Below are 12005 nucleotides of genomic sequence, written 5' to 3'. Positions count from 1 at the left end.
CGGAACATCGGGTTGGACGAAATTCAGATCCTCATGGCGGTCTACGATGGCGCGCCTTACTTGCCCGACCAATTGCGCAGCCTGTCATCGCAAAGCACGGCGGGGTGGCGGCTTTTGGCCAGCGACGACAGTGGCGGCGCGGATAGCCGCGATATCATCGAGCGTTTTGCCACGGTCGTGCCACAGGATGTGCGCGTCATCCGCGGACCCAAGTCCGGTTTCGCGGCGAACTATTTGCACCTGATCCGACACGCCGAGCCGGGGCCGATTGCGTTTGCGGATCAGGATGATGTCTGGCTGCCGGACAAGCTGGCCCGGGCGCGAGAGGCTTTGGATGGTGTGCCCGCGAACCATCCCGGTCTTTACTGCGCGCGGCTTCAGCCGTGGAACGGTACCAAAGGTGAAAGGCAAAGGGCGATGCCAAAGCGGAGCCGGCCCTTGGGTCTCGAAAATGCGCTGATCGAGAACGTCGCTGCTGGAAATACGATGGTGCTGAACCGCGCTGCCGCAGAGGTGGCCCAAGAGATCGCGCCCAAACTAGGAGCGATTTTCGCGCACGACTGGTGGCTGTACCAGCTTGTCAGCGGCATCGGCGGCACCGTGCTTCACGACAACGGGCCGCCAGTGGCGCTCTATCGGCAGCATGGAGGCAACCTGATCGGGGCAGGCCGGGGGCCGCTGGCGCAGATCCGGCGCAAGCGCGCCGTGCTGCGGCGGGCGTTCGCCGAACGGCTGACGCTGAACGCTGCGGCGCTGGAGGTCTCGCGCGACCGGCTGACGGCCCGGAACGCAGAGCTGTTTGACGGGTTCGAGGCGGCACGGCGGCTGCCTATAGGGTCGCGTCTGGCCGCGTTCCGGCGGTTGGGCGTCTATCGCCAAAGCCCGCTTGGGACGGCTGGGTTCTTTGGAGCGGCGGCGCTTGGGCTTGTCTGAGCCGCATATCGTGCTTGTCGGCGGCGATGGCCTCCCGTCCGGCGTGCCGCGCCACATCACCGATCTTGTGCGCGCTCTGCAAGGGCAGGCGACCGTCACTGTTTTCAGTGAAGATAACCGCGGCGGGTATGACGAGATCGAGGCGCTGGGCGCACGGCATGTCGCGCTGCCGGGACTTGCCAGCACCCTTGACCCGCGGCGCTGGCGTCTGGGCCGCGCCGCGCTTGCGACGGCGCTGAATGCGTTGCCGGCCGATCTTGTCTGGGGCCATGCGCGGCTGCCTGTCCTGTTTCTGCGACAGCTGCACTTGTCCGGCCAATGGCCGGGATCGTTCACGTCGCGACTCGCGTTGACCTATCACGGCTTGCCGTTCGGGCCGGGCCATCGCTTTGGCACCGGCCCAATCGCACGGCGTACTGAAAGGGGCCTGCTGAAAGCGTGCGAGCCGCTGGACCTGATTTTCCTGACGGAGTCGCAAAAGGACTGGATGCAGGCCGCGATGGGCACCGCGATGATCGGACACCGATGCCATGTTCTGGGTAATGCATCCCATCTCGGCCCATGTCGGGCAGAGGGAGACGCGCATCGGCTAGGGCGCCATATCGTCATGACCGGACGGGTCGGCTATCAGAAGAACCTGACCGCCGCCTTGCAGCTGATGCGGCATTTGCCGGACGACATCACGCTCAGCCTGTGCGGTGCGGGCACAGACGATCCGCGGTTCGCGGCGCTGGCGCGCCGCGTGGCGGGGCCTGCGGGGGAAAGGGTGCGCTTGCTGGGCCCTGTCGCGGATGTGCGCCCTGTGTTGGCCTCGGCGGACGGATACATGCTGACCTCGCGCTACGAGGGACAGCCGATCGGGGCGCTGGAGGCCAGCGAATACGGCTTGCCGCTGATCCTATCGGAGTTCGAGGGGGCGCGGGCGCTGTCGAAGGACCATCCGCTGACGATTCTACTGCGGGGCAGCCCGGCCGAGCAGGCGGCGGCGATTGATGCAGGTCTTGCACGCTTTCAATCCGACCGGGAACGATACCAAACCGAAATCAGAGCGTTCTGGTCCGCGCGGTATGCGCCGGAGCGATTTGCGCAAGATGCCCTGGCATTAGTGGCGGAGATACTGGCTGAGCGTTAAGCGACGCAGATGTGCAGCGCATGAGGGATTTGTCAGGTCGGGCGCGGCTTTTTCATGTTGGCTTCATGATGCTCCAGCGCCTCGTCGACATCGTCGTAAAACGCCACATGACCGTTTTCCAGAACCACCGCCATGTCGCACATCGCCTTGATCATGGGCGGAGAATGGGAGACCACGACCGCGCCTGCAGTGCGCCGCCGCTCGGCGAACAGCTCGGTGCTTTTTTCCCGGAACGAGCCGTCGCCGACGGACATGACCTCGTCCACGAGGTAGGTATCGAAGGGGATGCCCATCGATACCCCAAAGCTGAGCTTGGAGCGCATCCCAGACGAGTAGGTCTTGAAAGGCATGTGAAAATGACGGCCAAGCTCAGCGAAATCCTGGACAAACTGCACCAGTTCATCGGTGTCGACGCCGTAAATACGGGCCACGAATCTTGTGTTCTGTGCCCCGGTGAGTTGCGGATGGAAGGTTCCTGCAAATCCCACAGGATAGGAAATCGTGCCGGTCGACAGGACGCGTCCAGATGTTGGGCGCAAGGCGCCGGAGATGATCCGCAGCAAGGTCGACTTGCCGGCGCCGTTGCGCCCCAGAAGCGCGACGCTTTTTCCCGAGGGGAAAACAGCCGTTAGATCGTCGATCACGGTCTTGTAGCCTTGGCGCATGGGAAAGCGTTTCGACAGCCGATCAAGCTTGATCATCGCCCGCCCTTTCAGCGCCGATCGCGGAGGCTGTAGTAGATCAGCACGCCGATCGCCCATCCAAACAAAAGGAACAGGGCCGACAGCAGCATGATGTTCATCCGTTCGGGGAACTGGGCGCTTTCGGCAAGGGTGGGGCGGACGTGCGGAGCCAGGTAGCGGCTTTGGCGTTGTGCCTCGGCGCGCGCGGAATCGTAGGCGGCCAGCGCACTGGTATAGGCGGCCTCGGCAAACTCGCGGTCCACGATCAGGCTTTCGTATTCGCCGACGAGGTTTGCGAAAACCTCCCCGCCTTCGCCGGAACTGCCGAGACCGAGCTTGCGGCGCTCGGCCTCGATGCGCGACTCGATCACTTCGACGCGGCGCTCGGCCTGCGTGATCCTGGGGTCGTTGGACTGAGTCGTGGATTGCAGTAGGTCGAGATCGATCAGAGACTCGGCAAGTTGCTGCTGCAGGTTCACAAGCAGACCCATTTGGTTTTGCGTGTCGATCGTGGGATCGACGATTTGCGTGCGGTTGCGAAATTCGGTCAGCGCGGTGCGCGCGGTTTTCAGCCGGTCAACCGCGACCTCGAGTTCGGCTTCGGCATAGCCGATCGCGTCTTCGCGGGCGATTGCAGAGAGTTGGTTTATCATCTGGGTCGACTCTTCCAGCACCGCCTGGGCGATATCGCGCGCATCCTGAGGGTCGAAGGCCAGAACGCGCATGTCGATCAGGCCCGCGCCGCTGTCGTAGATGATCGTGACCTTGCGCTCCCAATGGTCGACAAGATCCTCGATCGTGCCTGGCGCGTCAAACGCGAAGACCGGATCGCGAGAGGTGGGCACCCGAGACCAGATCGCACGAAGATCGACGGCTTGGTCGATTTCTCTGACCAGTTCCTGACTGGTCAGAAAGTCGTTCAGGATGTCGGTGTCGGAAGAACTGCCAGAGGACAGGTCGGTGATGCCCCCGAGCAGTTCGATGGCCGAGCTTGCCTCTTCGGTGCGGACCGAAAAGCCCAGGTGAGAGGCATATTGGTCTGCCGCGCGCAGCCACATATACCCCGCGACCAGCATGACCGGCACGAGCCAGCAGATAAAGAAGCTGAGAACAAGCCCGAAGTGGCGTCGCTGCGGCTTGGCTTTGGCAGCGGGCGGCGGGACTTTGGATTCCTGCCGGGTCTCTTCTGGTGCCGGTTGACCGACTGGCTGAGACGGCACCAGGGCCGGTGCGGAAGGCGGGTTTGACATGTACGCTGGACTTTCCGGCCTTTAGGAATGATTTTGAACAACTGACCCGACCATAGTCGAACTGCAAAAGCGCTGCCACCATCTCTTTCCATGACTGACGTCAATTCGCCTTCACCGCACGATCCTCGCCTGACCGAGGACGAAGAATCGCAACTGCGCGAGGTGCGCATGCCGTTCGCGACCTTCCGTTCAGTGTTCGCGCTGATGCTACGGGAAATGTCGACGTCCTACGGACGCTCGCCGGGGGGCTACATCTGGGCCGTGATCGAGCCAGCCGCCGGGATCGGGTTGATGACTTTCATCTTCTCCGCCGGGTTTAGACACCCTCCGCTGGGCACGTCCTTTCCGCTCTTCTATGCGTGCGCCATGCTGCCATTCTTGATGTACGGCGATATCGCGATGAAGCTGGCACAGGTTTTGAACTTTTCGCGCGCCTTGCTGGAATATCCGCGGGTGACCTTCGTCGATGCGCTGATCGCGCGCTTTATCCTTAACGTGATGACGCAGTTCATGGTCCACATCGCGGTCATGGCGGTAATTCTGACGTTTTTTGCCGACGATGTGTCCATCGATGTCGGAAAGGTGGCGACCGCCTATGTCATGCTTATCATATTCTCGGTCGGCGTGGGCACGCTCAACAGCTTTCTGTTTGTATCCTTTCCAGTCTGGCAGACGTCATGGGCGGTTCTGAACCGGCCGATTTTCCTGGTTTCCTGCATTTTCTTCCTGTTCGAAACGGTGCCGGAGCCCTACAGGAGCGTGTTGTGGTACAATCCGCTGGTCCACCCGATCGGGATGATGCGCGACGCGTTCTATCCCTATTACAGTCCGACCTACGTGTCTGCCACCTATCCCGTTATGCTTGGCCTGATCGGCCTTCTGGTGGGCCTATTCTTGCTGAATCGGTACCACAGGGACATCCTCGACAAATAGGCGCTATACTCTCTGCCTGAGGTCTTGTAGCCGTGCAGAGATGGCGCTGCCCCACGCCCTAAGTATCTTGATGATTGAGACATGATGAAATTTGGAACATCCGCCCACGACATAAGATCGGCCATTTTGGTGAACCGTAATGTCTTTGTGAATTTCGAGAAGGCTCCGACCAAGCCGGCGGAACTGGCGATGCAGTCGGCACGCGTTCCCTTTGCACCATGCGACGCTCAGGCTCTGGAAGAGTATTCGTTTGTCAGCCGTGTCGATCTACCGACGGATTCCCTGAACTTGGCCATGCAGACCCAACCTGCCGAGACCAAGCCCGGCGAAGTGGCAGCGCTTTGGGTGAACCACCTGATGGACTGGGCGCTGCCGGGCACGCAAACTATCCAGGTCATGGTCGTACGCCGCGAGTCACCCTGCAAAATACATATCGATCGGCCGATCACCGTGGACGTGGAAGAGAAGGGCTTATGTTTCAATGCACTTCTGGGCGTGCACCGGGCAACGGCGCGGCTGAAGGTGACGTTCCTGCATGTTGAAACCGGCGTGGTGTCGGAACGCAGGATCGATTTCAACCCGGCGGCCCTGGGCGGGCGGAACGCAAGCGAATACCAGGATGTCTCTATTCCTTTGCCAGCCGGTAGCGGCCGTTTCGAGATCCGTCTGACACTGAACTATTCCGGTTTTGTAGATGACGGAAGCGGAAGCGAACCTTTTCTCTTTCTTTCGGATGTGCATGTCGGGCCGAACCGTCGAGGGAGCGCGAAAGGCAGGCTCAATCCCGAGATGCTGGTCGGCGACAAGATCCCCAGCGGTGGTGTTTGGCTGTCGGCGTACTTGCCGGCTATACCGGCGCCGGAATCCACGATCTCGGTCAACCAGGGCGGGCAGAGCGAAAGTTTTTCGCTGCCCCCCGAGGCCGAAATCACGGTCGATGACAGTTCTGGTCATACCCTGGTGGTGTCGTGCAGTGCGCCTGTCAACTTGTCGCTGTTCGTGAATGGACGGCATGACCAGCAGGTCAGCGTACAGCGTGGGCAGACGCCGCTGCGGATTTCCGAGGAGTACCTGGACGGCCAGACACATCATCTGAGCCTGCGGGACGCATCTGGAACGGTGGCGTACTGGGAGGGTCAGCTATTGATGCCGAAGATCCTGACGCCGGCAGACGTGCTGCAACGCGAAAGCGCGGCCCCTTTCCCGGACTCGATCTTTCCGCAGACAGGTCGGCGCTTTGCGGGGATTAAGGCTCTGTTTGCGAGCGCCGCCAGTAAAACGGAAGACAGCCTGGACATCGCACAGCTCGCTCATGCGATGGAAACCGTCGAAGGCGGTTACGGCAAAGTAAAGTTGAAGCCTCTGTCCTTTCCGAAAGTGGACAAGCCCAAGGTGTCCATTGTCATTCCGGCGCACAACAAGGTCGAAGTTACCTATCTGGCGCTGTGTTCCCTGTTGCTGGCGCCGAACGACGCCAGCTTCGAGGTGATCGTGGTCGATGATGCCTCGACCGATGAGACTGCGGAGCTGGAAAACATCGTCTCCGGGATCACGGTGTTGCACAACGAGGAACCGCAACGCTTCATAAGGGCCTGCAATGCGGGTGCGTCTGTGGCCAAGGGCGACTACATCGTTCTTTTGAACAACGATGTCGAGGTGACGACCGGATGGATCGACGAGCTTCTCGGAGCGTTCGAGCGGTTCGATTTCGTCGGGCTGGCGGGTGCCAAATTGCTGTATCCCGACGGCAAACTTCAGGATGCAGGCGGTATCATCTGGGGCACAGGCAATCCGTGGAACTATGGCAACCGGCAGAACCCGAACGATCCACGGTATTGTTACGCGCGGCAGGCCGATTACCTGTCCGGCGCGGCAATGATGGTGCCCAAGCAGATCTGGGACGAGGTCGGCGGGCTGTCGCAATACCTAGAGCCGATGTACTTTGAAGACACAGACTTTGCCTTCAAGGTGCGCGAGGCAGGGTACACGACCTGGTTTGTGCCGTCCTCCGTGATTTATCATTACGAGGGGATGACCTCGGGAACGGACGTTTCAAGCGGTTTCAAGCGCTTCCAAGAGGTCAACAGACCAAAGTTTAAGCGACGCTGGGCGAGTGACTATTCCCGGTTTGGCCGCGAAGGGCACAGCCCGGACCTGGAAAAAGACCGCGGCATAGTCGGGCGCGTGCTGTTCATTGATTACACCACGCCGCGTCCGGATCAGGATGCGGGTTCTTATGCCGCGCTCCAGGAAATTCGTCTTGTGCAGTCGCTTGGTTACAAGGTCACGTTCCTGCCAACCAACATGGCGCATTTGGGCAAGTATACCGAGGACTTGCAAAAAATGGGCGTCGAGATGATCTACGCCCCGTTCTACATGAGCGTGCAGGAATACATCGCACGTCATGCGGCGGATTTTGATGCGTTCTATATCACTCGATTCTATGTCGCTCGGGACGTGTTGCAACAGATCCGTATGCTGTCGCCGCAAGCCAAGGTTCTGTTCAACAATGCCGACCTGCATTTTTTGCGAGAGATTCGTGCCGCACGGTCGAACGGCAACGAGGGGCGGATGGAAGCCGCGCGCCAGACCAGGACGGCCGAGCTGGATATCATCAACCAGGTCGATATCGTGCTCAGTTACAACGAAATGGAACATGCCGTGATCGAAGCCTACACCGAAGGCGCGGCAAAAGTGATGCACGTGCCATGGGTCGTGAATCTTCCTGAGTCGATCACGCCATTGGAGGAAAGGTCCGGTATTTCGTTCCTGGGCAGTTTCCGCCATCACCCGAACCAGGAGGGTCTGCTGTGGTTCGCGCGTGAGATCATGCCGCTTTTGACTACGCAGCGGAAGGACCTTGTGCTTTCGGTTTACGGGGCGGGGGTGACTGACGAGATCAAGTCGCTCAAGGGGCCGTCGATCGACCCGGTTGGATTTGTCGATGATGTTGCCGATGCCTTTGACCCGCACCGTATCTTCGTGGCGCCGCTTTTGTCCGGCGCCGGTATCAAGGGAAAAGTGTTGGAAGCGCTCGCCCGGGGCACGCCTTGTGTTCTCACCCCGGTGGCGGCCGAGGGTATCGGTCTGCGCGATGGGCAGGAATGCTTTATCGCGCGTACAAATGAAGACTGGATCGAGGCGATCAAGCGGCTGGATAGCGATGACAAACTCTGGCACAAGATGTCCGAGGCGGCGCGCACCTATATGGCGGAGAACTATTCGTTCCGTAAGGGGCGCCTAATCATGCGCGAAGCATTCGAGGCGGCGGACTTGTTCCTGCCGAACGCACCGGTTCGTTGAAACTCACGTATGTCCGCTTTAGGGTCGAACGGATCTTTTGTCAGGGATTGGGCTGAGCCGGGTGCGCACGATTATTTTGCACTATCACCTCTTCAAGAACGCGGGTACGTCGCTTGACGCCGTGCTCAAGCATAATTTCGGTAGCCGCTGGGTCACGCGCGAATTTCAGGGCCAGAACAACACGGCCCAAGTCGAGAACTGGATCCGATCAGAACCGGATGCGGTGGCGTTCTCGTCGCACACGATGATGGGACCGTTGCCGCAGGTCGAGGGCGTGCGGATCGTGTCAGTCATGCTCTTGCGCGACCCCATTGCGCGGATCAAATCGGCCTACCGGTTCGAGCGGGATCAGGATGCAGAGACATTAGGTGCCGTGCTGGCCAAGCACACGGACCTGGAGGGGTATGTAAAGGTCAGGCTGGCGATGCCCAATGACCGCCAGTGCCGCAATTTCCAGACCCACCGGCTTGCGAGCCTCGTGCCCGGCCCCGAGCCCGAGTTGGAGCGTGCCAAGTCGTCGCTGGAGCGCTTGACTGTCGTGGGGGTGGTGTCCGATTTCGGCGCAATGCTGAGCAGGCTTTCCGACACCATTTCGGACGCCTATCCCGACTTCGATTGGACCGAGGAGCGACGCAATGTGTCCATGGCCGGGGAGCAAAAAGGTGGGGACGACCCGGAGTTGGTTGCGCTTCTGAAAGAGGCGAACTTGGACGACCAGATGTTAATGGCTGGAATGTGCTCAAAAAAGACTAGCGGCCAAGTTGCTCGTAAGATTCCTGGCGTCAAACAGGAGTCCAAGACTTGAGCTCTGCGTCCGAAAAGAACGATCAACAGGTTTCAAGGACCCTTGAAGCTTTGCGCGCAGGTAACGCATGGACAAGCGATAGAGCGCTGCGCCGTTTTCAGATAAATATTGCGGAAACTGGCCTGTTCACAGTGCCCGACCCGACCACTGGTGAGCAGTGCCAAGCGGAAGCGCACTATCACTGGCCTCAGAACGGATGTCTTTATTGGTTTTCTGGAGCGACTGGACCGTTCTGTGTTGTTGCAGCTTCAGTGCGATTGGGGTGTCCAGTTCTGGCACTAGTGACACCTGAGAGTGTTTATACCGTAGCCGATAGTGAAGCGTCGCCCTTAATTGCGAAGGCCCAGGAGATCTTGGGGAACAACGTTTGCCCAGATGTGAGGGTCGATACGACTGCTCGCCCATTGGTTTTCACAGGTCACACGAACTTTGCACATCATATGTGGAACGAATTTCCCGGGCTTTGGCATCTCGCCCACTCGGTTTCAAACTTTGATGTTCGAATATTGCATGATCCAATGGGGAATATCGCGGCTTTCTGCAAAGCCCACAAGATCTGCTTCGACGAGGTGGAACGAACAAAAGAGGCACGGGGATGGCAGAGCCGTCCAACTTTGGTGCCTGGATCGGTTTTCTGTGATGGAAATGCCAAAACTGAATTGATGGAGCTTATCGGTCTGCCGTTAAGTTGGTCACCTTCGCCAGAACCAAAAATCTATATGACCGTTCGCGAAAAAGGCCGGACCCTGGAAGACCAAGTAGAAGTATTAGCGCTAATTATCAATAAGCTCCTTGATTGCTGTCCAAATGCCGTTTTCTTGCTAGATGGTTTTTCCTTGCCGCAAGATTTTGCGCGCCCAATCTACGATCCGGTTCGCTTGTCCTTTGAAGAACGCATTTCTGGAGCACAGCGCCTTATCGGTCAAATTTCTGAAGCGTTGCCAAGGAAACAGTGCGCTCAATTGAGAGACTTAACCGGAATGACCTTAATTGACTCCGTGCATGAGATAGCTTCGTGCCACGCTTATCTTTGTCATGCCGGGACAATGCAACACAAGCCTGGATGGTTCTATTCGCTTCCCGGCGTTCAGCATGGCAATCGCGCTAGCATAAGTACTGGTAGCCTACGTTGGACGGCTTCAATGGTCGAAGGCGCGATGGTTCCGGAAGCTGTTGCGTCCAACTTCGTGGAAGACCTCGGCTTTACAGGGACCCTACAGAGCAATCCTCGAAATCGGGACTATCGGCTAACAGATCGAGAAGCGGCGGTTGAGGATATTTTTGCCCGATTGTTAAGGATGCTGTTACCTAATGAATAAGGTCGCCCAAATTAGCGGATCTGGGGATTTGTTTCCAGATCAGTGTATCGGCTTCCAACATCGTTTCCGTCCAATGTCTTAGATCACCGAAACCCTTAATATCAGGGAGTGCATCGGTTAATGTTTGGCGGTACTTCTCGGACATTGAGGCGCAGCAGAAATAGAGCTTTCTGTTAACAAAAAGGAAGGGCACTAGATCCGTAGCAGGCATCTCTTGAAGTACTGCCTCCGTTACACCGGGCCAACGGATTTCAAATACGTCGTCACAGCAAAGTATTCCCTCTGGAGAAAGCGCGCCAGAGAAGCGTCTTATATCATGAACAACATCGGATTTCGAATGACCGGCGTCGATGTGAATGAAGCGAAATCTTCGGTCAGTCAAAGCGTCCAGCTCGCGTGCGCGTGTTGAGCATTCGTGGAAATGGATCCGTTTCGACAAACTCTCAGGTAGCGTGTCCGCCATCGCCTTGAACCGCGGAGATTGTTTCAGATCAACAAGTTCTAGGTTCTCGTCGTCCCGAAGAGCGACTGCTTCTAAAAACGCTGTTCCACCGTGCTCGACGCCCATTTCCAAGATATCACCTCGAACATCAAGGTTCGCCTGAGCGGCAAACAGACTGTACCATGCAATAATAGACTCGATTGGAAACGGAACATTATCATTTCGGTAAGCCCGATATTTCCGATGTAGTTGAGCAACTGCTTGCTTGAAGTGAGCTTGTGTCATTGCTTTCGCCTTTTTACCCTTGCCAATTCGCCGGCAACTTGAACCCTTCCGCCTCGATCTCGCGCTTGATCCGATCAATGTCATCCGCGAACAATCCGGGAAAGTAATCCGGCATGCTATGATTGACGCTTTCGGTGAAGCGGCGTTCCAGCAAAGGCTGGGGATAGTTGAAATGCGTGATCCCCAGGAAATCCTCGATTGACGCCAACGTGCCACGCTGGTCGGCATGCAGGTCTTCGTAGAAGATAACCTTGCGCTGATCCGGTTTAAGGCCCTCGCGCATCCTGCGCAGAACCGCGCCATATTCGGCGTTGTTCCAGATATGCGGCGTCCGCACGAAATTTTCAAACTCTCTTGGTCCCCACTCTTCAAGGTGGTGCAGGCCGCCCGTCATCTGCAGATGAAACTTCGTATGGCTCCAGAGCCGCTTGACCGGATGACGCATGGTGTAGAGCACGCGCAGTTGCTCACAGCTGTCGGCAATCTGGGGCCATGCCTTTGCCGGGACGAAAGAGTGCAGATTGGAAAAGTCGCAGGCCCATTCCTGCGTATCGCGCAGATCAAAAAGGTTGCGGTACCAGAAGTCGTCGACCGGACGCTGAAGGTAGTTGGCAACCCAGTGCAGATTGCCACGAATCCGATCGATATTCGCCCGCTCGGGATCGAACCGGAAAAGGTAACGGTCCTTTGCCGTCTGTAGCCTGCGCCGTTCGCTCAGGTGCCGGCCATTCACGTACTTGTGGTAAAAGTAGTGGATTTCCTTCTCGAGCGTGAAATGAAGCGCGGGGTTTCGTTCCAGAACGGCAAAAAGCCACGTGGTTCCGGCCTTCATGGCGCCAATGCTGAGGAAAAGCTTGCCGAAGATCTTTTCGTTCATCGTGCGAAAGGTCCCTTAGGATTATCCGCCCAGCGTATATCGA

General features: G+C 58.1%; 10 protein-coding genes. 6 read left to right on the top strand and 4 right to left on the bottom strand.

The genetic code is table 11. The features are described from left to right. The first annotated feature begins 12 nt into the window (after window positions 1-12). Window positions 13-933 carry a glycosyltransferase gene (locus tag FIU86_RS17660; RefSeq protein ID WP_172977544.1) on the top strand — a complete coding sequence of 307 codons (921 nt, stop codon included), beginning with the start codon at window positions 13-15 and terminating at the stop codon, window positions 931-933. Further along, window positions 926-2065, top strand: coding sequence for a glycosyltransferase family 4 protein (locus FIU86_RS17655; protein ID WP_152476278.1), 1140 nt, complete (start codon window positions 926-928; stop codon window positions 2063-2065). Before FIU86_RS17660 ends, FIU86_RS17655 begins: the two co-directional genes overlap by 8 nt. Before the next feature lie 32 nt (window positions 2066-2097). On the opposite strand, the gene FIU86_RS17650 is transcribed toward FIU86_RS17655, so the two are convergent. Together FIU86_RS17650 and FIU86_RS17645 are read right to left on the bottom strand one after the other, a co-directional pair. After that, entirely contained in the window at window positions 2098-2766 is a 669-nt protein-coding gene (locus FIU86_RS17650; RefSeq protein WP_152476277.1) for an ABC transporter ATP-binding protein, read from the bottom strand. An 11-nt stretch (window positions 2767-2777) separates the two neighbouring features. Then, a complete protein-coding gene (locus tag FIU86_RS17645) occupies window positions 2778-3998 on the bottom strand; it encodes a capsule biosynthesis protein (RefSeq protein ID WP_152476276.1) in 1221 nt (406 codons plus the stop codon). A gap of 90 nt (window positions 3999-4088) precedes the next feature. Here FIU86_RS17645 and FIU86_RS17640 point away from each other — a divergent pair, with 90 nt between their 5' ends. The 4 genes from FIU86_RS17640 (at window position 4089) to FIU86_RS17625 (ending at window position 10358) form a co-directional block, all read left to right on the top strand. Further along, a complete protein-coding gene (locus FIU86_RS17640) occupies window positions 4089-4931 on the top strand; it encodes an ABC transporter permease (RefSeq protein WP_254703877.1) in 843 nt (280 codons plus the stop codon). An 81-nt stretch (window positions 4932-5012) separates the two neighbouring features. Beyond that, entirely contained in the window at window positions 5013-8234 is a 3222-nt protein-coding gene (locus FIU86_RS17635; RefSeq protein ID WP_152476275.1) for a glycosyltransferase, read from the top strand. Window positions 8235-8295: 61 nt separating this feature from the next. Beyond that, window positions 8296-9039, top strand: coding sequence for a sulfotransferase family 2 domain-containing protein (locus tag FIU86_RS17630; RefSeq protein WP_172977543.1), 744 nt, complete (start codon window positions 8296-8298; stop codon window positions 9037-9039). Then, window positions 9036-10358, top strand: a complete 1323-nt coding sequence (locus tag FIU86_RS17625; RefSeq protein ID WP_152476273.1) for a hypothetical protein — start codon at window positions 9036-9038, stop codon at window positions 10356-10358. Before FIU86_RS17630 ends, FIU86_RS17625 begins: the two co-directional genes overlap by 4 nt. Here FIU86_RS17625 and FIU86_RS17620 read toward each other — a convergent pair. Both FIU86_RS17620 and FIU86_RS17615 read right to left on the bottom strand, forming a co-directional pair. Next, window positions 10348-11085 (bottom strand): class I SAM-dependent methyltransferase, encoded by a 738-nt coding sequence (locus FIU86_RS17620; RefSeq protein WP_172977542.1) that lies wholly within the window; start codon window positions 11083-11085, stop codon window positions 10348-10350. The genes FIU86_RS17625 and FIU86_RS17620 overlap by 11 nt on opposite strands. Window positions 11086-11098: 13 nt before the next feature. Beyond that, window positions 11099-11962, bottom strand: coding sequence for a sulfotransferase (locus FIU86_RS17615; protein WP_152476271.1), 864 nt, complete (start codon window positions 11960-11962; stop codon window positions 11099-11101). Window positions 11963-12005 lie beyond the last annotated feature (43 nt).

Origin of the sequence: Roseovarius sp. THAF9 (assembly GCF_009363715.1) — a bacterium.
Taxonomy (GTDB): domain Bacteria; phylum Pseudomonadota; class Alphaproteobacteria; order Rhodobacterales; family Rhodobacteraceae; genus Roseovarius.
The sequence above is the reverse complement of the archived record's forward strand: the minus strand, read 5'-3'. Positions and strand labels throughout refer to the sequence as shown.

Coding starts and splice junctions, on each gene's coding strand:
- FIU86_RS17640 (WP_254703877.1), top strand. CDS start 4,089: ATGACTGACGTCAATTCGCCTTCACCGCACGATCCTCGCCTGACCGAG.
- FIU86_RS17645 (WP_152476276.1), bottom strand. CDS start 3,998: ATGTCAAACCCGCCTTCCGCACCGGCCCTGGTGCCGTCTCAGCCAGTC.
- FIU86_RS17615 (WP_152476271.1), bottom strand. CDS start 11,962: ATGAACGAAAAGATCTTCGGCAAGCTTTTCCTCAGCATTGGCGCCATG.
- FIU86_RS17620 (WP_172977542.1), bottom strand. CDS start 11,085: ATGACACAAGCTCACTTCAAGCAAGCAGTTGCTCAACTACATCGGAAA.
- FIU86_RS17635 (WP_152476275.1), top strand. CDS start 5,013: ATGATGAAATTTGGAACATCCGCCCACGACATAAGATCGGCCATTTTG.
- FIU86_RS17650 (WP_152476277.1), bottom strand. CDS start 2,766: ATGATCAAGCTTGATCGGCTGTCGAAACGCTTTCCCATGCGCCAAGGC.